This window comes from Undibacterium sp. Ji22W (genome assembly GCF_049340305.1).
Taxonomy (GTDB): Bacteria; Pseudomonadota; Gammaproteobacteria; order Burkholderiales; family Burkholderiaceae_D; genus Undibacterium.
Map to the genome: position 1 here is coordinate 366,182 of NZ_JBMPOU010000004.1, position 21,432 is coordinate 387,613.

The following is a 21,432-nucleotide window of genomic DNA, read 5'->3' on the forward strand; positions in this document are numbered from 1 at the left end:
TGACTCAAGATATGTAGTATCAATTTCCAATCGCGCCGAAAATAAAAAAGTCCTTGAATTCTCTTTCAAGGACTTTTTTTATTGAAACTGCATACTAACTAAAATCCATGTTCCAATTTAAGTTGCACCATTCGGTAACCTGGTTTGATCTGATCTTGCATAGACGTTGCAGCTGTATCATAAAAAATATTGCTACTATTATCGTGACCTTTCAGAACATTATTGACAGCGAATCTTAAATGCGTTTTTGGTGAAAATTTCCAAAGGCCATAGATATCAAGATCAGTTCTTGCGTATCCTATTGTACGTTGCAGCTCGTTGATTAGCATAGGCTGACTGTCTCGATAGCGCAGACTGGCACCCATCGTTAATGGAAGATCTTTGGCTTCGTAATCGAGGCTAGTGCTAATCGTAAGCTTAATTGGTGTGAGCAAATTGTCTGGTTTAGGCAACGTTGACATCGTGGTCCAATTGCGCGAAACGAAAAAGCTCAAACTAAGATCAGGAGCATTGTCCACGAAGCGTTTCAGCGGAAAGCTCGTATCCACGTCGATACGCTTGCTGACTGCATCACCCGCGTTGACCCACTGTGACCACCATGCATTATCTTCAAATGAAATTGTCTTGCGATGGGCATTTTGAATGCTCCGTATGATCGCACGCAGGTTAAAATTCAACTCATCCTTTCCATTGTGTTCGTAGGAACTTTCCATTGACCATGCTAGTTCAGGTCTTAAATGTGGATTCCCGCGAAAATTCGGATTGCTTATTGTGTTGTTAACATCATTGAACTTTGGCGCGACCAGGTAGAAATTTTGCGGTGCCTGAAAAGTGCGAGAGATTCCCAAACGTAGTCTATCGGTGTTGTCTGGATTGAGTTGCCACAAGGTCTGAACGATAGGACTCCACACGTTTGATACATTTCGTACTGGGAATTGTTGTGCTCCTTCGCTTTGTATGCGGACTGTTTCCCAACGTAGGCCAAAATACGCAGACGAGGATTTCTGGAAGCGCCATTCATCTTGCGCAAACAATGCCCAGTTGCTAATAATGGTTTGATTACTCATGTCGGTGACCGCGACATCGCCAGTAGGAAAATGATCTGTTTGAAAGCGCGCATTATTCGCGTGTTTTGTGTAGCCGTTTCCACCCACCACCAAGTCATGTTTTTCATTGGTCGGGACGCTCAATTTAAACGAACTACCAACCCCATTTTGAAATTGATGACTAGTCGTGAGTCGATCAAAAATAGGACTTGTATTGGTCTTACTGTAAAAGCGATGTGAGCTATCATTCATCTCCACGCCACTAATCGTCACACTCGCATCAAGTTTGATGTCCTGCGCGATGGTATCAAGGAGTTTGAGCGTACTATTTCCTGAACGTACCTGACTATGAAGTAAGCTCAAGGTATGTGCCACAGGTAATTCAGCCCCAGTAAAAAAATGGTAGTCCGAATTAACGACAGCATCCGTATTTGTCGCGGTGAAAGAAGTATTGGAACGAATATTGAGACCTTGATTCGTTTTGTACTGCAACGTCGACATGAGGCGCAGGCTTTGATTTAAGCGCGTACTTGTTTCCACTAAGCTATAGCTTTGCGTGGGCTGATTATTTTTGTCAATGATTGTGGTGTCGATATGATATGGCGCTGCGAAGGTGTTGTGGCCATTCACTGCAGCAACAATGAAAGAGTAACTCAAGTTACCTTGTTTATCAGAAATCATCCATTCCGCATTGGTCTCAGGTTTGAATTCCGATTCGACACCAAGTTTAATTTGCTGCTGCCCCTTTCGTGGCGCCTTCTTCAATATGATATTGATCGTACCCGAACCACCCTGGGCGCTAAATTCAGCGCTGCCAAGCCGAGAGATTTCAATGCGATCAATGGCACTCATGGGGATATCTTTGATGTCGATACCACGCGGTGCTTCACCGTCTACTAATATCTGTGTGTATTTGGCTCCCATACCCGGAAATTGAATCGCACCATCTATGACGATGATACCCGGCACACGTTTCATCGCTTCAGTAATATTGTTATCGCCAAACCGATTTAATTCGACATTGCTAATAACCGTTTTAGCTGCAGCATCGCTGCGCGCATTTTCGGTTTCAGATTTAGCTTTAACTTCTACTTTCTGCGGCGTACCCTTTGATTGATCAGTCTGCACGCTTTGATCATCGACTTTGCCGACCTGCTTCGGAATACCCTCTTGAGCGTGTACACCAGCACTCAACATGAGCGCGACAGCATTCGATGCAGAAAAAATGGTGCGTTTGTAAGGGAATGGTTTCATAGATTGTTAATATTAAGATGTGGCTAAATCAAGTAAATAAAATGAGCTATTAAGGCTAAGCCAACTTAAGCTTGGCACTACGGATTTCTTTGTTCGTGACAGTTGAACTGCGCTTATCGAGGTGAATTACTTCATCTGCGTTCTCAATAGTTGATGAGCGATGCGCAACGACGAAAGTGGTTCGATTTTTTGTCAGGCGAAGAAGTGCTTCATGAATCTGTGAGTCGGTATTGCTGTCAACCGCCGAAGTCGCTTCGTCGAGTATCAGAATTGGCGCGTCTCGCAAGAGTGCACGGGCAATTGCAATGCGTTGTCGTTGCCCGCCACTGAGTTGAACTCCGCGCTCGCCGACTTCAGTGTTATACCCGTTTTTGAGACCCTTGATGAATTCATGTGCACTTGCACTTTTAGCCGCTTTTTCTACTTCCTCATCAGTCGCATCTGGATGACCGAAACGGATATTCTCACGCACTGATGCTGAAAACAGAAATATGTCTTGCGATACCATCGAGATATGATTTCGCAGTGACTCTAACGAATACTGAGAAATGTCTATGCCATTCAGCAGAATTTTACCCGACGTCGGTTCGTAAAACCTTGGTAGGAGCCCAAGTAGTGAAGACTTGCCAATACCGCTTGGACCAAGTATTGCCAAGGTTTGACCTGGACGAATGCAAAATGAAATGTTCTCGAGTATGGGTATAGCGTCATGGTATTGAAAATTGACATTACAAAATTCAATGGTGGCTTCATTCGCATTGAAAGTTTGTCGCATAGTTGCGTCGTCCTCTTCCGTTGCCTCACTTAACAGTTCAAATACTTTTGCAGATGCGCCTACCGATTGACTAAGTGAAGAAAATAATTGTGCCAAGGTTGAAATTCCCTGATTCACATTTTGTGAATATAAGAAAAATGCTACCAAGGAACCGACCGTCATACTTCCCGATTGAACCTGAATTCCCCCAAACCAAAATAGCGCAATGGTTGAAATCACCGTGAGAAATGTGACGATGGAGATGTACGCTGCGTCAATCCGTCTTGATCTATCACATAAGTGTTGGTAGTCATCAATCATTTTTTCGAAACGAGAAATCTGCTTGCCATCGGCCGAGAAAATTCTAACGACATGAGTCCCTGAAATTAATTCCTGTGCAAATGACATCGCATTTGCCAGTGCATTCTTCATTTGCTGTGCGAGTTGTTTGAAGTATGCGCTAAAAAATTTTGCCACAATTGTAGTAAGAGGGCCCAAGGCTAGTACGATTAAGCCAAGTTGCCAGTTCATGCACATCATCACGACACTGGTCGCCACCAGCTGCACTACATTCACTGTCCCAGAGACAGCAAAATTCGTCACAATATTTCTCACCTCTGATGCATCGCTATACAAGCGAGATGTGAAATCACCAATTCGATGCTTGTGGTGATAGTCGAGTGGGAGATTTTGATAGTGCCGAAGCAAGCGAACGCGAATTTCGTTGGTAATTCGGTCACCGGTGACTTGAAGAATATATTGCCCAATGAAACCGATGACAGATCGAAGGATAAAAACACCAATAAGCGTTGCGGCAAGTATGTTCAGTTTCGAAGAATCGTTTGGGCTGAGCATGTGATCAAACAATTGACGCACACCCAACGGCAATGCCAGTTGAACTGCGCCAGCGGCCACCATAAATGCGAGGCTAATTGATATACGCCAAGCGTATCGCTTGGCAAATGGCAACACATTTCTAAATGTTGAGGAAAGGCTTGGTACCTCTGTGGCATTGGTGGCATTGATGTTCATCGTCGTTCCAGAAAATTGCGGCATGCTATGGTTTACTTTTTAAATTAATCGAACGAATAGTTTTAGTGGGTAAAACTATCCGTTGTATTTACTTATCGATCTTCCTTAGCCCACCCGGGTAACAGATCGTCAAGCATTAAGCTCGCACCACAACGGGTCAAGTAACGATGTAACACCATCGCAATACCGGCGCCGCCAGTTCCCAAGTCGCAACTGATGCGCATTAATGATTCCCCTGGAAAGGCGATGCCTTGTTCACGGTGTAACGCATACAGGGAACAACCCGAAAATATTCTAGTAAGACTGGTAAGTGCCGAATCCCGCCAACGATCAAAGCGCGCCAGATCCAAGAAAAACTCGCCAATACCCGCTAATCCAAAAAAATAGCCCGGAAAAATTGTGTATTTCCGATCAGCATCGATCATGACCTTATCGATCAGTTCGGCATACTTTTCATCGCCGGTAACATACCAATATCTTAGAAATGCTCGACCAATACCTGAGCTTCCCCAACGGAGATAGGGTGTTACTGATGGCGAGGATTCTCGTGCTATCCAAGTGAGCCCTCCATCTTCGTTTGTTATTCCTTGGTTCATCACCCAAGCTAAACCTTCTTCCCCAGCTTTCAAAAATTTACTGTTCTCTGTGGCCAAATACAAATACAGAAGAAAAGTACAGATTCCAGCGGAGCCGTGACCAAATCCCGCTGTTAAACCTTGTGGTGTGCGCCAGAAACATTGACCCTCAGTTTCCACCTCGCGCGACAATAACAATTGCTCTCCAGCATCAATTGCCGCATCCAAATAAGAGTGATCACCAAAATGTTTAAAGAAGCGAAGTTGAGTCATTCCCCACCCAGCCAAACCATGAAACATGTCTGCCGATTGGGCGAGATAAGGGTGCTGATCCGCCACAGCAAGCGCTTCTTTGGCGCGTTCATCTTCACCCATATCAAGCCAGAACCAGGCAATACCACTAAGTCCACTGTAAAGCCCCGGGGATAGTGCATCCCGTCGCAACGGAAATTGTTTTATCCAATCGAGTACTTCTGGTGATACTGTTCCCCGCACCCTCTTTTGCACGAGTGCCACGCCACAGGCACCATGTGACAAACTCAAAGGATTTGAAGCAAAGACTTCAGGATCCGCAGGAAATAATCGATCAGACCTTGTGTAATCGGCGGTCGAATCGACGTATCGCATAATGTCACTGAGATATTGGTGCGCATCAAGCGATGAGAATTCCTGACTACCAATATGCGGCACAGGCATTACATAAGGGGTCGTCAATACCTCAATGACTTGGTCTAACGTTGGTCTCAACTCTCGTTTTGACAACAGTCCTTCTATTGTCTTGCGTATCTGTAATGGCAAACCGAAGTCCTGCGACATACCCTCTAGGAACCGAATATGCGCTCCTCGATCCAACGATAATAAGGTGTTCATTGGGAACAATCCGGCAAGCATGAGCGAACCCAGACCATACAGATCATCATCTGCACTTGTGACGCCACGATCCATAAATTCCTGTGACGAATATCCAGGCGTAAACAAGTGCGCCGCCAAGTCGACATTGGATTCATGCGATCCTTCAAAGTCGATCAGTTGGACTAGGATATCATCGTCGGCAGGCAACTTTGTGATCATCACGTTTGCCATCGATACGTCGCCGAAAACGATGTGGCGCTTGTGTAATTCCCGAATAACGCTAGCCAATTTACTCACGAGACGACAATAACGTTCAATAAAAAGTTGAGAATCTTGTTGAGTAGGACGAGTCCGCAACGATAAGGAGATGTCCCCCATATATTCGCGAAAGCCTACTGCCTTTTCTAAATATTCTTCGACCAGATAGGCATGTTCCCAGTCAAAGAAGAAGTCAATGGCTTTGGGGCCAATGTCAGTATCGGCAAGACATGACAAGACGCGATGTTCTTTTTTGAGTAGCGCGACGGCGTCTAATCCTCTGGTCGAAATATTCGTAAATGGACGAGCCTCTTTAATGACGACTTTGATTCCCAAAACATGATCAAACGCCAAATAAACACCGCCAGAATTACTAAATTGAATAACGGATTCAATTTGGTAGCGGCCGCCTTTCAGCGTTCCTGCCGCTGCTTCGTCTTCGTTTGGCGTTTCTGTCACAAATGGATCTTCAACGCCGGGTGGCAAGTGAAAGAACGGATCGCGATCGTCAGGAATATACTGACCATCTTGATCAGTAATGACCATTTGCTTTGTTCCGTCTGGCGCTAAACGCTGTGTTTTGTGTAGTCCGCCATAACGATAGAAGACAATCCGGCTATCTTGATAGCGGCGGTCAGAAAGTATATATGGACCATTAAATCCTAAGGTCGCTTGATGTAATTTTTCTAGTAACTCCGCGCATTGTTGGTCATCCTTGGGATAGATCGCCATGAACTTACCCGCACCTCCACGTGGCCATCGTTTTCCGATTGACTGGCTTAACAGATTTCTGTCCGCAATGAATTTAAAAGGTACGCCCGCTTCGAAAAGTATGGTCGCGGCCGTTACCAGAATCGCCGGGGCATGAGCTGGGGTTGCAGATAAATGAATTTTCCAACCCTGATCGGGGAAAATTGCTTCCGGTCCAGTACAGTGCATCCAACATTCGCTCCGATGTAAGGTCCAGTCACTTGGCATGCGTCGTTTCAAACCGACACAGAAGTCCTCAAGGATGGCTGAATATCTCGTTAGCGTTTCATAATGATCTTTACCGGCAAGTACATATAAAAACTTATCATCAATTAATAGTTCTGACATTTTTTTCTCTTTTATGCCATTTCACAGGCGTATTTAGGTTTCATCGAAAATCATAGATTAATAAGTAATCACACATTTCATGCTGACCTTGGTGAAGTACTTAATACTCCACCAAGGCAATGCCGGATTACAACGCGACTAAACTGTCATCCATGAAGCACAACAGATTGCTGTGGGTTGAGCATTGGCATGCACTATTGCTGCTTGTGCTATTTGGTTGTGGCTGTTGTGGGGCAACAGAAATCATGCTTTGCAAGTTCAAAATACGGTTCATATTGTTTTCCTTAAAAATGTAAGTTTAACCATGACGAGTGCCATGGCTTTACTGCGTTTGTCGCAACGTTATGTATGCCGACAGATAAAGTCTATGTGAGAGTCGCGAACGCGGTAACTAGTAGAATCTATGGGTTGACACGCCTATCCTCTTGAAGGGGGAAACGTAGCCAGGTCATGCAAGAGTGAAGAGTGAAGATTGAGTATCTGCGTGTGCCAAGACTGCCGGCATTAAGTGAGGAAAGTAGCTTGTTACGGCTTTACCCCTCGTGCAGTCACTACTTATTGGTCAGATAGATGCTGTTTACTTAGTATTTCGTAGGTAGAAGTAAGAAGCACTCACTAGGCGAGCTAAAGTCATGGTCTTTTCCCGTAAATCAACTCACGAATTCAATTGTGCAGCAGGACGTGACCCAGATTGATTTTGGGTGGGGGGAAAAGATATCGCCCAAATGTTCAAGTATTTTTCTGCTTGTTGGTCACTCACGGGATTGCGGAACTGAAGGGCATTTCTCCGCAGTACAGACACAGGGTCGGAAAAAATTCATCAATGTGCTTTATAAGCTCGACTGAAGTGGGTCTGCGGGATAGAAGTTTCTTTGACGAGAAAATTGAGAAATGGCTGTTTAGAATTACGTGAAAGTTTGCTTGGCCAATGTTGAAAATTCTTTGGCGCGATATAAAACTGCACTCACATCGATTGAGCCGACGTCAAATAATGTTGAAGCTGCTGCGGTACAGACTGTCTACTTACACGACAACTAAATACATTTGTCAATTTTTTGCTGTTACATGCAAGACGAAAGACTCACTGCGAGGCAGCACCCGCAGCTCTTGCTTTACGGTTCGTGCGAACTTTAGCAACAACATTTTGTACGGTATCGAGTACTTTTTTTGCGTTAAATGGCTTAATAATATAACCACTAATACCACTCTTTACAGCTTCTGCCACGATATCCTGATCAGTATTCGACGTCACCATTAACACAAAAACATCTTTCATTACCATCCGTATGCTCTTCAAGGCTTCGATTCCATTCACCTTAGGCATAATCACATCGAGCAAGATGATGTCAGGTTTCAGGCGGGTTGCCATTTCTAATGCACTATCTCCATCGAGTGCTTCACCCACGACGTTATAACCATCATGACGTAAGATCACTCGCAACGTTTCTCGCGTTACATCATTGTCATCAACGATCAATACCGAAATATCTTTATTGTCAGCCATTTTCTAATTTTCAAATGTGTTAAATAAACCGGATGTGTGACGGGCAACTAGTGGTTCAACGCATTCGACAATAATTTCGCCGTGATATCCACTATGGGAATTACGCGCTCATACGCCATTCGTGTTGGTCCAATGACGCCCAAAGTACCAACAATTTTGCCATTCACTTCATACGGGGCAGTGACTACACTCATCTCCTCCATGGGAACGAGTTGTGATTCTCCACCGATAAAAATTCTCACACCGGATGCGTTGCTAGAGACATCCAATAACTGCATTAAACCACTTTTTTGCTCAAATAGATCAAATAATCGTCTCAAAGAACTCATATTCGACGACAAATCGCTGACATTGAGCAAATTCCTCTCTCCCGAAATCACCATATCTTCGGTGTTTTCCGCCATTGCCTCACTGCCAGCTTGCAATGCAGTTTGCATCAAGCGATTCATGTCACTTTGCAATTCACGTAATTCTCGATTGATATTCATGCGCGCCTGATCAAAACTTTGCCCGCCAAAATGTTGATTCAAATAATTGGCGGCTTGGATCAATTGAGTGGGCGTGTAATCCACATCCGTGAGTAAAAGTCGATTGTGTACTTCGTCATTTGGCGCCACGACGACCAACAATATGCGTTTTTCTGACAAGCGCAAGAATTCAACTTGTTTAAAAATCGACTCTTGACGGGCGGTCATGACCACACCGGCAAACTGCGATAGCGACGAAAGAACTTGCGCTGCGTTTGCGATAATTTTTTGCGGCGACCCCGCGATAATTGAAGATTGTAATCGCGTTCCTAACACAGATTCGAGTACAGATTCATCCAGTTCTTGCACTGTCAACAATTGATCAACAAAGACGCGGTAACCGCGTGGTGTAGGGATCCTCCCAGACGAAGTATGTGGGCTGGTAACAAAGCCCATTTCCTCCAGATCAGACATGACATTGCGAATTGTCGCTGGAGACAATTCCAAACCAGAAATTTTGGACAGTTCACGTGAACCGACTGGCTGGCCGTCGGCAATATACCGTTCTACCAGGGCTTTTAATAGTGTTTGGGCGCGATTATCGAGTTGCATGGTTTTATTTTAGGCTAGCCGAAGCAGAAACGCATCGTTTTTGTCGCGCGCGAGCAATCAGTTGCACTGTTATTTGAGTTCGCACAACAGTTCTTGTAAGTCTTTTACAATTAAATCTGGTTTAGGTCCCGCGTAGGTCGCTTCGGTAAGCACGGTACCACGTCGGTTGATCCAAGCCGTCGCCATACCAACTCGCTGTGCCCCACCAACATCGAGATGTAAATCATCGCCGGCATACATGACTTCCGCTGGTTGTAATTTCAAGTGTTGCAGCATCGCCAAAAATATTCTCGGGTCGGGCTTGGCACAGCCAAATGTGTGCGCAGCGAGCGATATAGAAAAGTGTTCACCCAATCCTATCTTCTCGATATCCGCAAAACCATTTGAGATCGATCCTAATATATACCGCTCCTTCAATACATCAAGCGCGGGCATAACGTCGGCAAAAAATGTAACTTGATTCCGCGCATTCGCGAACACTTGCATCGCCTCATCCGCCATTCCCGGCGCCGCGCCATGCTCGACAAATACTTGTTGCAACAATGTATGACGCAAAGCCCACAAATCGTAACTAAAACGTGGTTCAGTCGCCACCAAGGCCTGACGGCGCTCACGCAGCGCTTCAATAGAATATGCGCTAGCAACGGATGGAACTTGCGTCGCGATCCAGTCATGCAAAGTGCTCTCTGCGGAATGAATCACTGGCACGACTGGCCACAAAGTATCATCAAGATCAAAAATTAGTGCTTTGATTTTCATTTCGAAGTCGTAGAACGGAGGCGAGAGGTTTTGCAGTGTAATCGAAAATTGCGCCAGACTTACCAAGATACATTACAAATTAGCGTTCGCCGCCTGCATGTCCCAAGTAGATTGCTTCGCACCGCACAGGGTCAGCATGTATTGCCGATAGACAGCCGGTAAATAACGCCCAGCCACAGTTCCGATATCGCGTATCCAACCCACAGGGTAATGGGATTGATACAGTGGTGTCATAATACGGCTAGCCATTTGATAATACGCGATGTGTTTGCATCGTCGCTGCGAGTATCGAGCAAAAGCCTGTTCGATACTCGTACGAATTGATTCTCCCTTGGAGGCATCGCCTTTATCAGTGGATGATCCTAAACACTGCGCCAAGACAGTCGCATCAATTAAGGCATATTTGCCCCCTGCCCTAATTGCGGACTCATGGCATGAGCTGCATCACCCAATACCACTACATTTTGTTGGTGGTAGGACGCTAACCGGACATCCGCATATTCGGCAATCGAAATCGATGTAGTTGGCGTACCGGACAACCAGTCGGCTACTTCAGGCCAGACCGCTCGTACGCGCGCTATTAATTCTTCCAGTCCGGCATGTTGATATTCAGAAAACGCGGTTTTGGGTAGACTCCAAAATAAGGAATAGCAAGTTCTTTTAGTCGATGGATTGATCCCTGTTGGCAAAATTCCGAGCATGATCCGCGCACCACGATATCGCTGCATTAGAATATGCGGGAATGGCCAATCATCTTTGTCCAACACAGTCCAAAAGGCGCCCCAAGGATATGGTCGATGAATTTGTTTGATATCGAGTCTCTCACGTAACTGTGAACGTGTGCCATTGGCGATAATTAAACCATCTACGCCTAACTCGCCTTGTCTGTGCTGCACCACGACTTGTTGATGATCTTGAATAAAATCGGCGATACCGTTTCCGAGGTGAATAGTCACACCGGAATTACGTGCGCAGTCCCACAAAATTTGGTGTAGCGATGCACGATGTATTCCCAGCCCATGCCAATCTTGTTGCACCGATGCATAATGTAAATCCAAAGTTTTCCAAGAGCCAGAGTAGCCTTCGAGGCTATGCACGATCGCCGCTTTATCTCGAACCATTTCTAACAGGCCTAAATTTTGCAACATCATTTGCCCGCTGGGCTGCAATAGAAGTCCAGCACCTACCGGTGTCGGATCGGCCACGTGTTCGAAGACTGTCACCCGATATCCCTGGCGTGTGAGTAAAATAGCGGCAGCAAGTCCAGCGATACCTGCGCCAGCAATAGCAATATGCGTCATAAGAAAATGGTGAATTTAAATCATTTTAATTATACGATTTTATAGACTACTGATAGGCCAGCGCCAGACGATATTCGGACTCTGCAAAGTAGTAAATCCGTCGCTATCTTCACATTCAAAAGAGTTTCACATGACTATTCATATTCATCGAGCCACCTTAAATGAACTCCCCATTATTGCCCCGTTGTTCGACGCATACCGCGTGTTTTACCAGCAAAGCAGCGACTTAAACTTAGCGAATCGCTTTCTAACCGATCGTCTGCAAAACAATGAGTCGGTGATTTTTTTTGCCTCTGACATCCAGGGTTGTGGATTGGGATTTATCCAGCTCTACCCTAGTTTTTCGTCCGTTTCTGCCAAAAGACTATGGATACTCAATGATCTATTCGTTGCTGAATCTGCGAGACGTAACGGCGTTGCCAGAAAATTGATGAACTGTGTTCGCGCATTTGCAATTGATACTAGCGCAAAAGGCTTATTCTTAGAAACTGGGCACGACAATTTCAAAGGACAAGCCTTGTATGAATCGTTGGGATATCAAAAGAATTCCGAGTTTTATTATTTTCTTGACCTGCAAAATGTAAAGACTACCTAGCGAAGAGTGAAATCTCATATCGGCAACTCACGACGGCAGTCGATTATTGACAAGCTTGGTATGCGCTTCAAACCTTTCCGTGCGCATTTAAGGACGTCTGCAACAAAGCCAAGACTTTCGTATTGCCGACACATCCAATTGACTAAGAATAGTGTAATCTAAAGCCTTCTTCGAACCCCTGCGTCCCTTCTATGATAACGACACCCAAAACCATCGCTTTGATCGGCAAATATAATGCACTTGGCATGGGTGAATCTTTGAGTGAGTTGGCAAGTTCCTTAGCTGACGCGGGCCACATGGTCGTCTTCGATATCGACTCCGCACAAAATTTAGCACTTAACCATTTTCCGGCTTTATCGGTTACTGACATTGGACGTACTGCAGATGTGGCGATCGTACTTGGTGGCGATGGCACTATGCTTGGCATAGCTCGCCAATTAGCGCCTTACGATGTTCCTCTGATTGGCATCAATCAAGGCCGCCTGGGGTTCATCACGGACATTCCGCGCGACCAGATGATTCCGTCGGTAACGAAAATTTTGGATGGCAATCATATCGCTGAGCAACGCTGCATGTTGGAAGCCATCGTGGTAAGGGAGGGTGAACAAATTTTCAGCGGGGTCGCTTTTAACGACATCGTACTATCACGTGGCGCAGGGTCGGGCATGATTGAATTGCGGGTCGAAGTGGATCAGCATTTTATGTATAACCAGCGCTCTGATGGCTTGATCGTCTCGACACCAACTGGCTCCACCGCTTATGCGTTATCAGCTGGCGGACCTTTATTACATCCTAGCCTCGGTGGAATCGCCATGGTACCAATTGCCCCACATGCATTGTCAAACCGTCCGATTGTCTTACCCGAAACCAGCGTCATCAGCGTTGAAATCGTTGCTGGGCGCGATGCCAGTGTGAATTTTGATATGCAATCATTTGCCAACCTGAATCACAAAGACAAAATTATCATCAGCCGCTCGACCCATCACATCACTTTCCTACATCCAGAAGGCTGGAACTACTACCATACCCTACGTGAAAAACTCCACTGGAATGAGTACCCATCAGTGGAAGGTGCGCTCAATTAGTGTAACTTCAATTGTTTTTGTCCCGCAAAAGCCTGTGAATTAATACAGTATTTTGTCATGCTCAGCGCTATGCCCTGAGGTAAAATACGCACTCCAAGGCTCTGGCCTCGATTCAACTTACTGCACTTCTCTTTGTACTTATAGACAGATCAAAACCTATGCTGCGTACGCTTGCTATTCGTGATTTTGTTATCGTTGATGCGATAGAACTGGAATTCTCTGCTGGCTTTACCGTGTTTACCGGTGAAACCGGTGCCGGGAAATCAATCCTAATCGATGCGCTTGCATTAACTTTGGGCGGGCGCGGTGACGCTAGCATGGTCAGGGAAGGAGCACAAAAGGCCGATATTTCCGCTGAGTTTTCCTGCAATCCTGCTACGACGGACTGGTTGGTTGAGCACGACTTTAGTTCCGAGGACGAGCAACTCTTAATCCGTCGGGTAATTGATAACGCTGGACGCTCTAAAGCCTATATCAACGGCGTTAACGCCACCGCTGCGCAACTCCGTGAGCTGGGTGAATTTTTAGTCGATATCCATGGTCAACATGCTCATCAATCTCTATTAAAAAATGAGGCGCAGCGTAATTTATTAGATATGCAAGGCGGTTTGCAAACGCTTACGCACGAGGTTAGCCGTCACTACAAGCATTGGCGTGGTCTGGCAAAACAACGAGAAGAATTCGAACAAAATGCCAAAAACATTTTACAAGAACGTCAGCGTCTGGAATGGCAAGTTGGTGAACTCGATAAATTGCAACTCAAAAAAGGCGAATGGGACGAGATTACCCAAGAGCACAGCCGCTTAGCACATGCCGCGAGTTTATTAGAAGGCGCGCAAGAAGCGGCGGATGTGATTTCGGAATCAGACCATCCTGTATTGTCACAAGTGTCAGCACTCTTGCAAAAATTGGGCCGGTTGGAAGAATTCGATAGCAAGCTCAAGCCGATTATCGAATCGCTAGAATCCGCTCGCATTAATTTGCAAGAATGTGCTTATGCCTTAAATGATTATTTGGGCAGAGTAGAACTTGATCCAGCGCGATTACGACAGGTCGAACAGCGCGTTGAAACTCTGCACAGCACGGCGCGGCGTTTTCATGTAGAGCCAGAAGGACTGATCAGAGAGCTAGAAAATTTGCGGCAGCAACTGGAGCAATTATCCGGCGCATCCGATATCGACTCTCTCAAAAAACAAGAAGACTTAGCATTTCAGATCTATCTGAAAGACGCCCAATTACTTAGCACAAAACGTCAAATTATCGCACGCGATTTGGGGTTGGCGGTTAGCACAGCGATGCAGGATTTGAGCATGGCGGGCGGACGCTTCGCAATCGATTTGATCACATGCGAACCCAGTTCAACTGGATTAGAAAGCATAGAATTTATGGTCGCCGGGCATGCCGGCGTGCAGCTACGTCCCCTCGCAAAGGTCGCTTCGGGTGGTGAATTAGCCCGAATTTCCTTAGCAATTTCTGTCATCACATCCTGCGCAACTGCGACTCCGACTTTAATTTTTGACGAAGTCGATAGCGGTATTGGTGGAGGTGTCGCAGAAGTTGTTGGTCGTCTATTGAAACGATTAGGACAAGATCGGCAAGTATTGTGCGTAACCCATTTGCCGCAAGTTGCAAGTCAAGGCAATCAGCACTTTGAAGTCAGCAAAACGCAGGAAAATAATAAAACTTTTTCTCGGATTAATGCGCTTGACAATAAACAACGCGTCGAAGAAATCGCCCGCATGTTAGGCGGCCTGGAAATTACGGCCACCACACGTAAACATGCGCGTGAGTTACTCGCCTTGTAGGCCGGATGCGATTTTAAGAAGCAAATAATAAGACGTATTTAGAAATTTAGAAGTTTAGAAGATTGAAGGAACACCATGGCATTTCTCAAAGAACCTGATTATTCGCACGGAAAACTCGTTAAGACCGCCGTCGTCCTGATTAATCTTGGCACACCCGACGCACCAACACCAAGCGCCGTTAAAAGGTATCTAAAGCAATTCTTGTGGGACCAACGTGTGGTGGAAATTCCACGTGCGGTCTGGTGGTTGATTTTGAATCTGATCATTCTGCCTTTTCGCTCCAAAAAATCGGCAGAAAAATATGCCGCAATTTGGACCAACGAAGGCTCGCCTTTGCTAGTTCATACACGTTCGCAGGCGATGCTACTCAAAGGCTATCTGGGTGAACGTGGACATGAAGTCAACGTAGTACACGCAATGCGTTATGGGTCGCCGTCGATTCCAGATGTGTTAGCACAATTAAAAACCGAGGGACATGAGCGCATTTTGATCTTACCCGCTTACCCACAATACTCCGCTACCACCACGGCATCAAACTTTGATGCCGTCACGCAGCATTATCAACAAACACGAAATGTGCCGGAACTACGCTTTATCAAGCACTACCATGATCACCCTGCGTACATACAAGCGCTAAAAAATTCTATTTTGCATGCATGGGAAAAAAACGGTAAGCCGGAAAAATTGGTCATGAGTTTTCATGGCTTGCCCAAAGCTTTTTTGTTACGCGGAGATCCTTATCATTGCGAGTGCTACAAAACAGCACGCTTGCTGGCCGAACAGTTGGGTTTAACAAAAGAAGACTATGTCGTTACCTTCCAGTCACGCTTAGGTCGCGCCGAATGGTTGCAGCCTTACACCGAACCAACCGTGCAGGCTTTGGCTACGCAAGGCATCAAACGTATCGATGTTGTTTGTCCGGGCTTCTTAGCTGACTGTTTAGAAACCTTAGAAGAAATCGCGATGGAAGTGCGTCAAGCATTTTTAACCGCTGGCGGTCAAACTTTCAATTACATCCCCTGCTTAAATGAATCGCCCGACGGATTGCGCGCCTTGGCAGAAATCAGTGAACAGCATTTGATAGGCTGGCCGACCATGGTAACCTCAAGTATGCGCGAACAAGAAAAACAACAAGCACTTATCAGCCGCGCCGAGGCCAAACGCCTAGGTGCAGAGCAATAAATCCAACATGCAGAATACTTTTGTTATCGGTGACGTACAGGGCTGCTACGATCAATTAGTCGAGCTGATCGCGCAAATCGACGCGATCGATCCACAGGCACGTTTACTATTCGCTGGTGACTTGGTGAATCGCGGCCCTCAATCTTTGCAGACGCTGCGTCTAGTGAAAAACCTGGGTACGCGTGCCGACACGGTCTTGGGTAATCATGATTTGCATTTATTGGCGGTCGCCAAACACACTCGCGCTTCGCATCGCAGTGACACACTGGAAGCAATACTTGCAGCGGATGATTGTATCGAACTATTGAACTGGTTACGTCACCGACCAATGGCGATCGAAATCGGCGAGCATTTATTAGTTCACGCAGGCGTTTTCGCCAATTGGACAAAGGCCACCACTTTGGAATTCGCACATGAAGTTGAAAACCAACTGCGCAGTGACAATTACGTATCCCTACTCAAGACGATGTATGGCAACACGCCAGCGCAGTGGCAAAATGATTTGCAAGGTGCAGAACGTCTACGCTGTATCATCAACGGCTTAACCCGTATGCGCTTTTGTCATGCGGATGGCGGCATGGACTTTGATTTAAAAGAAGGTACCGAAAAAGCACCAGAACATTTGCTACCGTGGTTTGATTTAACCTCACGCAAAACGCAAGATTGTGTGATGATTTTTGGCCATTGGTCAACTTTAGGATTACTGCTGCGCGACAATCTAATTAGTCTGGATACTGGCTGTGTTTGGGGTGGAAAATTAACAGCAGTGCGCTTGGAAGATCGTTTGGTGCTACAAGTCGATAGTCCGCAGCATCAATCTCCTTTTTAGATATTGACGCCTATAATTTGACACCCAAGGCATTCGCCACTGCCGCTCTGGCAACTTGCGCAACTTCTCGGCGGTGCTCGCCATCTGTTGAAATCATCGGCAGTTGTGTCAACTCAGCGGTCATTGACTCTGATTGTAAAATTAATTTCATACTTTCTGCAAACGTCATCTCACCAATAAAGTCGGCTGCGGAATGTAATCCCCCATTGGCATCCACGTAACGCAAAGCAAAGGGTAAAACCGGAACCTGAGCTTCAATCGCAGCTTCAAATAAATTCGGATGAAACGGCAATATTCCACCTTGAGCACCCGTGGTGCCTTCTGGAAAAAATGCGATGCGTTTATTGTCCCGAAGTTGATGCACTAAGCCTTCGTAGATACGACGCACCTCTCTTTGTTTGCCGCGTGCCAAGAAGATGGTTCCTGCCTGAGCGCTGAGCCAGCCGGCTATTGGCCAACCGCGGATATCTGCCTTTGCAACGAAGTGACAAGCTTGCCAAGAGTTGATCACAAAAATATCAAGCCATGACACGTGATTGGCAATGATTAAAGCGTGTTCAGGAATTTGCCCACCACTTTGGTCAAGCATTCTCACTTTTACTTTACATAAAGTGAGTAGCTGTAATGACCAACGTTTGACCAAAGCCTCGCGCTTCGTAGCGCTGATAAATGGGAAAACAATCGCGCAAGTCAAGACACCTGCAAACACATGCAAAAGTACACGGGCAAATCGCAATTTAGGCATGCATCACCAAACAAAAAAATAATAAAATAATGACGGAAAGTCGGGCAATAAAAATCCCTCAAGCCGTACAACTTGAGGGATAAGAGCAAGAACGATTACAAAGAGCTGTAAGCAAGACGACCATGCACGATCGTCGCTTTCACCACTGCTGGCAATTCATAGCCTAAGAATGGCGTATGTTTTCCTTGACTGACCAAAGCATCTGCCCGTACAGCCCAGCGTGTAGTCGGATCAAACACGCACAAGTCTGCTGCTTCACCGACTTTGATCTGACCACAAGGCAATCCAACTAAAGCCGCCGGATCACGCGTGATTTTAGCCATCGCTTGCGCTAAGCTGATCGCACCACGGCTGTCGTCGGCCCACTTCACCGTCAACGACAATAATAATTCCAAGCCGGTTGCTCCCGCTGAAGCTTCAGCGAATGGCAAGGCTTTCTCATCATCGTCTACTGGCGTGTGATCAGAACAAATTGCATCGATCGTGCCATCCGCCAACGCCGCTAAAATCGCATCTCTATCGCGTTGACTACGCAATGGCGGTGTCAAACGCGCGTTTGAATCAAAGTAACCAATGTCGGTGTCGGTTAAATGAACATGATGAATACCCACGTCACACGTTAAAGCCAGACCTTCTTTTTTTGCTTGGCGAATGAGCTCTAAACCAGCGGCGGAAGAAATCCGGCACAAATGTACTTTCGCCCCAGTCGCACGCATCAATTCAAACAAAGTATGCATCGCGATGGTCTCTGCCATTACCGGCACACCAGACAATCCAAGACGCGACGCCAAGGGGCCACTATGGGCAACCCCCCCCTTACCGACAAAGGCATCTTGCGGGCGCAGCCAGACCGTGTAGCCAAAAGTTGCTGCATAAGACAGCGCGCGCTGCAAAACATTAGTATCGACGATTGGCTCTTCAGCTTGTGAGAAACCGACACAACCAGCTTCTGTCAATGCTGCCATTTCGGTCAGGTTTTGACCATGCAGGCCAACGGTCAATGCACCTAATGGATAGACATTAGCCTTGTGCTGCATCTTGGCTCTTTGCTTTAACATCTCGACCAAGCCGGCTTCATCCAACACTGGATCGGTATCTGGCGGGCACACCAAACTAGTCACTCCACCACGCATTGCTGCCTGCAGTTCTGATTCCAAAGTCGCCTTATATTCAAACCCAGGTTCACGCAAGCGTGCACTCAAATCGACTAAGCCTGGTGTTACAACTAATCCGCTGGCATCGATAATTTGCGCTGCGACGAAATCTGCTGGCACATGTCCAATTGCTGCAATTTTTCCTGCGCTAACAAACACATCTTTAACTTCATCCAAGCCACTCGCCGGATCAATCACACGGCCGTTTTTAATATGAAGGTTCATTTAAGTTCTTTCCGAAATTTCTATTCTTAACTTGAGCTGATGGGATTGCGGATTCAGGCATTGCTGCCAGAAACAATACTCATCACTGCCATTCGCACCGCGATACCAAAAGTCACCTGTGGCAAAATCACAGCCTGGGGACCATCGGCAACCGCTGAATCAATTTCCACACCACGATTCATCGGACCAGGGTGCATGACGATCGCCTCTGGCTTTGCTAAAGCTAAACGCTCTGGCGTCAACCCGTATTGTTTGAAATATTCCTGAGTAGAAGGCAATAAGGCACCATTCATACGTTCATTTTGCAGGCGCAGCATGATGACCACATCGACGCCTTTTAGGCCTTCATTCATGTTCGTAAAAACACGCACCCCCATTTGCTCCAAACCGCCCGGCAATAAAGTACGTGGGCCGATCACGCGTACTTCTGCTGCACCTAGCGTAGTCAACGCATGAATGTCGGAGCGTGCTACACGACTATGCAAAACGTCACCGACAATCGCCACTGTCAGATTACTGAAATCTTTTTTGTAGTGACGGATCGTGTACATGTCCAGCAAACCTTGAGTTGGATGTTCATGGCGCCCGTCACCCGCATTCACAACGTGCACATGGTGTTGCTTGGTATCGTTCAAATGCTGTGCGATTAAAAATGGTGCACCAGAAGTCGCATGACGAACGACAAACATATCTGCATGCATCGCCGCTAAATTGTCTATCGTATCAAGCAAAGATTCACCTTTGCTTGCACTAGAGGCGGCGATATTCAAATTGATCACATCGGCTGAAAGGCGCTTGGCCGCGATTTCGAAAGTAGTACGGGTACGGGTAGAATTTTCAAAAAACAGATTAAACACACTCTTACCATGCATCAAAGGAACCTTTTTCAGTTCACGTTCACCTATGCTAACGAACGAAGAAGCAGTATCCAGAATGTGATTGATAATCGATTTCGGCAAACCATCTATACCTAATAAATGTTGCAGTTCGCCGTTTTTATTTAACTGTGGATTTTTCATCATTACTCTTCAAATTGTTTTAGAAGTTTCAAGCCGAGTATTGGGGTTGGATACTGAGTTGTTACGCACGAGCATTTCAGGTCTGATCAAAATACTGCTGCAAAATCACTGCGGCGGCTTGATCGTCGATTCTTTCACCCTGCCTGGCGTGCAATACCGCTGACGAATAACGCTCGTCCACCAAGGCAATTTTGACGCCATAGCGTCCATGTAATTGATTCGCAAATCGTTGGCAACGCACCGTCATTTCATGCGCTACGCCATCCTGATGCATCGGTAAGCCAACCACGCACAATGCGGGTTGCCATTCCTGAATCAAGCGTGCGATGATTTCGAATTTTCCTTCATTGCTCGGCGCATTAATGATCGACAATGGCTGCGCTTGTCGAATCAGGGTATTTCCAACCGCAACACCGATGCGTTTCAAACCAAAATCAAATGCTAATATCGTACCGCTAATATTGGCCATGTCTAGGCTCGTCATCAAGCATGTCCTGCAACTGTGGCCAACATCAAGGGATCGAAACCCAACAGTTTCATCGCCGCGTCGAAACGTTCTTCGACTGGCGTGTCAAACATCACGCTTAAATCCGCAGGCACCGTCAGCCAACCATTCGCCAAAATTTCTTGCTCTAGTTGTCCAGCATCCCACCCCGCATAACCTATGCTAAGCAATAGACGTTGCGGAGCTTCTCCTGCAGCAAGAGACTCTAAGATATCGCGTGACGTCGTAAAAGAAATATCTTCGCTGACTTTAAGCGAAGATGAAAATTTTCCTGCATTTGCATGTAATACGAATCCGCGATCACTTTGCACGGGGCCACCAAATAGCACAGGCCGCTGCCCTAATGGATGTGAATTAGGAATAATTTCAAGTTGTAGATCAATGCGATCAAACAACTCAGCAATCGTCATGTCCGTAGGACGGTTGATCACCATCCCCATGGCACCACGAGAATTGTGCTCGCATATATAGATCACAGTGCCACCAAAAATCGGATCCAGCATGCCTGGCATCGCGATAAGGAAATGATCACGGAGATTAAGAGACTGTTCGTCGACTTCGGTAGCGGAAGTCAATTCAGTGCGTTTAAGCGCGCGTTCTAAAGTTTCGGAAAAATCATCGCTGAGGAGTTCAATTTCCTCATCATCAAAGTCGTCAACTGGGGGATTTATGTTTTTTTGCTTCTTCATCCCCGTATTTTATCAGTTTTAATGCGGTTTTATGATCTGTGATATGGTCACACCCTACTGAAAAAACTGCTACAAGCATTGCTATTT

18 protein-coding genes are annotated in these 21,432 nt (G+C 46.2%); 5 read left to right on the forward strand and 13 right to left on the reverse strand.

What is annotated here, in order from left to right:
• Window positions 1–98 precede the first annotated feature (98 nt).
• The 8 genes from ACO0KW_RS19140 to ACO0KW_RS19175 form a co-directional block, all read right to left on the reverse strand.
• Complete coding sequence (locus ACO0KW_RS19140; protein ID WP_423054960.1) at window positions 99–2,300, reverse strand: TonB-dependent receptor plug domain-containing protein; 2,202 nt, start codon at window positions 2,298–2,300, stop codon at window positions 99–101.
• A gap of 55 nt (window positions 2,301–2,355) precedes the next feature.
• On the reverse strand, window positions 2,356–4,110 hold the full coding sequence (locus ACO0KW_RS19145) for an ABC transporter ATP-binding protein (RefSeq protein WP_423054961.1): 1,755 nt from the start codon (window positions 4,108–4,110) through the stop codon (window positions 2,356–2,358).
• A gap of 68 nt (window positions 4,111–4,178) precedes the next feature.
• Entirely contained in the window at window positions 4,179–6,869 is a 2,691-nt protein-coding gene (lanKC, locus tag ACO0KW_RS19150; protein WP_423054962.1) for a class III lanthionine synthetase LanKC, read from the reverse strand.
• A 1,081-nt stretch (window positions 6,870–7,950) separates the two neighbouring features.
• Complete coding sequence (locus tag ACO0KW_RS19155; RefSeq protein ID WP_423054963.1) at window positions 7,951–8,373, reverse strand: response regulator; 423 nt, start codon at window positions 8,371–8,373, stop codon at window positions 7,951–7,953.
• Between the two features lie 47 nt (window positions 8,374–8,420).
• The gene (hrcA, locus tag ACO0KW_RS19160) at window positions 8,421–9,452 is read right to left on the reverse strand and encodes a heat-inducible transcriptional repressor HrcA (RefSeq protein WP_423054964.1); all 1,032 of its coding nucleotides are present in this window, start codon (window positions 9,450–9,452) and stop codon (window positions 8,421–8,423) included.
• Window positions 9,453–9,521: 69 nt separating this feature from the next.
• Window positions 9,522–10,211, reverse strand: coding sequence for an HAD family hydrolase (locus tag ACO0KW_RS19165; protein WP_423054965.1), 690 nt, complete (start codon window positions 10,209–10,211; stop codon window positions 9,522–9,524).
• Between the two features lie 72 nt (window positions 10,212–10,283).
• Window positions 10,284–10,460, reverse strand: coding sequence for a hypothetical protein (locus ACO0KW_RS19170; protein ID WP_423054966.1), 177 nt, complete (start codon window positions 10,458–10,460; stop codon window positions 10,284–10,286).
• 143 nt (window positions 10,461–10,603) lie between these two features.
• Entirely contained in the window at window positions 10,604–11,512 is a 909-nt protein-coding gene (locus ACO0KW_RS19175) for an FAD-dependent oxidoreductase (RefSeq protein ID WP_423054967.1), read from the reverse strand.
• A gap of 130 nt (window positions 11,513–11,642) precedes the next feature.
• Here ACO0KW_RS19175 and ACO0KW_RS19180 point away from each other — a divergent pair, with 130 nt between their 5' ends.
• From ACO0KW_RS19180 to ACO0KW_RS19200, 5 genes are all read left to right on the forward strand, one after another.
• Complete coding sequence (locus ACO0KW_RS19180; protein ID WP_423054968.1) at window positions 11,643–12,107, forward strand: GNAT family N-acetyltransferase; 465 nt, start codon at window positions 11,643–11,645, stop codon at window positions 12,105–12,107.
• 191 nt (window positions 12,108–12,298) lie between these two features.
• Entirely contained in the window at window positions 12,299–13,192 is an 894-nt protein-coding gene (locus ACO0KW_RS19185) for an NAD kinase (RefSeq protein WP_423054969.1), read from the forward strand.
• Between the two features lie 158 nt (window positions 13,193–13,350).
• Window positions 13,351–14,997 carry a DNA repair protein RecN gene (recN, locus tag ACO0KW_RS19190; RefSeq protein WP_423054970.1) on the forward strand — a complete coding sequence of 549 codons (1,647 nt, stop codon included), beginning with the start codon at window positions 13,351–13,353 and terminating at the stop codon, window positions 14,995–14,997.
• 75 nt (window positions 14,998–15,072) lie between these two features.
• A complete protein-coding gene (gene hemH / locus ACO0KW_RS19195; protein WP_423054971.1) occupies window positions 15,073–16,179 on the forward strand; it encodes a ferrochelatase in 1,107 nt (368 codons plus the stop codon).
• Between the two features lie 7 nt (window positions 16,180–16,186).
• The gene (locus tag ACO0KW_RS19200) at window positions 16,187–17,008 is read left to right on the forward strand and encodes a symmetrical bis(5'-nucleosyl)-tetraphosphatase (protein WP_423054972.1); all 822 of its coding nucleotides are present in this window, start codon (window positions 16,187–16,189) and stop codon (window positions 17,006–17,008) included.
• Window positions 17,009–17,018: 10 nt separating this feature from the next.
• Here the strand turns inward: ACO0KW_RS19200 and ACO0KW_RS19205 are convergent, their stop codons facing one another.
• The 5 genes from ACO0KW_RS19205 to ACO0KW_RS19225 form a co-directional block, all read right to left on the reverse strand.
• Window positions 17,019–17,753: a lysophospholipid acyltransferase family protein gene (locus tag ACO0KW_RS19205; protein WP_423054973.1), complete on the reverse strand. Its 735-nt coding sequence runs from the start codon at window positions 17,751–17,753 to the stop codon at window positions 17,019–17,021.
• Between the two features lie 95 nt (window positions 17,754–17,848).
• On the reverse strand, window positions 17,849–19,132 hold the full coding sequence (locus ACO0KW_RS19210; RefSeq protein ID WP_423054974.1) for a dihydroorotase: 1,284 nt from the start codon (window positions 19,130–19,132) through the stop codon (window positions 17,849–17,851).
• A 53-nt stretch (window positions 19,133–19,185) separates the two neighbouring features.
• Window positions 19,186–20,151, reverse strand: coding sequence for an aspartate carbamoyltransferase catalytic subunit (locus tag ACO0KW_RS19215; protein WP_423054998.1), 966 nt, complete (start codon window positions 20,149–20,151; stop codon window positions 19,186–19,188).
• A gap of 76 nt (window positions 20,152–20,227) precedes the next feature.
• Window positions 20,228–20,635 (reverse strand): Holliday junction resolvase RuvX, encoded by a 408-nt coding sequence (gene ruvX / locus ACO0KW_RS19220; RefSeq protein WP_423054975.1) that lies wholly within the window; start codon window positions 20,633–20,635, stop codon window positions 20,228–20,230.
• Window positions 20,635–21,345: a YqgE/AlgH family protein gene (locus ACO0KW_RS19225; protein ID WP_423054976.1), complete on the reverse strand. Its 711-nt coding sequence runs from the start codon at window positions 21,343–21,345 to the stop codon at window positions 20,635–20,637. The genes ruvX and ACO0KW_RS19225 overlap by 1 nt, the downstream gene beginning before the upstream one ends.
• Window positions 21,346–21,432: the final 87 nt, after the last annotated feature.

Coding starts and splice junctions, on each gene's coding strand:
- ACO0KW_RS19185 (WP_423054969.1), top strand. CDS start 12,299: ATGATAACGACACCCAAAACCATCGCTTTGATCGGCAAATATAATGCA.
- ACO0KW_RS19215 (WP_423054998.1), bottom strand. CDS start 20,151: ATGAAAAATCCACAGTTAAATAAAAACGGCGAACTGCAACATTTATTA.
- ACO0KW_RS19140 (WP_423054960.1), bottom strand. CDS start 2,300: ATGAAACCATTCCCTTACAAACGCACCATTTTTTCTGCATCGAATGCT.
- ACO0KW_RS19165 (WP_423054965.1), bottom strand. CDS start 10,211: ATGAAAATCAAAGCACTAATTTTTGATCTTGATGATACTTTGTGGCCA.
- ACO0KW_RS19155 (WP_423054963.1), bottom strand. CDS start 8,373: ATGGCTGACAATAAAGATATTTCGGTATTGATCGTTGATGACAATGAT.
- lanKC (WP_423054962.1), bottom strand. CDS start 6,869: ATGTCAGAACTATTAATTGATGATAAGTTTTTATATGTACTTGCCGGT.
- ACO0KW_RS19175 (WP_423054967.1), bottom strand. CDS start 11,512: ATGACGCATATTGCTATTGCTGGCGCAGGTATCGCTGGACTTGCTGCC.
- ACO0KW_RS19170 (WP_423054966.1), bottom strand. CDS start 10,460: ATGGCTAGCCGTATTATGACACCACTGTATCAATCCCATTACCCTGTG.
- ruvX (WP_423054975.1), bottom strand. CDS start 20,635: ATGACGAGCCTAGACATGGCCAATATTAGCGGTACGATATTAGCATTT.
- recN (WP_423054970.1), top strand. CDS start 13,351: ATGCTGCGTACGCTTGCTATTCGTGATTTTGTTATCGTTGATGCGATA.
- ACO0KW_RS19200 (WP_423054972.1), top strand. CDS start 16,187: ATGCAGAATACTTTTGTTATCGGTGACGTACAGGGCTGCTACGATCAA.
- hemH (WP_423054971.1), top strand. CDS start 15,073: ATGGCATTTCTCAAAGAACCTGATTATTCGCACGGAAAACTCGTTAAG.
- ACO0KW_RS19180 (WP_423054968.1), top strand. CDS start 11,643: ATGACTATTCATATTCATCGAGCCACCTTAAATGAACTCCCCATTATT.
- ACO0KW_RS19145 (WP_423054961.1), bottom strand. CDS start 4,110: ATGCCGCAATTTTCTGGAACGACGATGAACATCAATGCCACCAATGCC.
- ACO0KW_RS19210 (WP_423054974.1), bottom strand. CDS start 19,132: ATGAACCTTCATATTAAAAACGGCCGTGTGATTGATCCGGCGAGTGGC.
- hrcA (WP_423054964.1), bottom strand. CDS start 9,452: ATGCAACTCGATAATCGCGCCCAAACACTATTAAAAGCCCTGGTAGAA.
- ACO0KW_RS19225 (WP_423054976.1), bottom strand. CDS start 21,345: ATGAAGAAGCAAAAAAACATAAATCCCCCAGTTGACGACTTTGATGAT.
- ACO0KW_RS19205 (WP_423054973.1), bottom strand. CDS start 17,753: ATGCCTAAATTGCGATTTGCCCGTGTACTTTTGCATGTGTTTGCAGGT.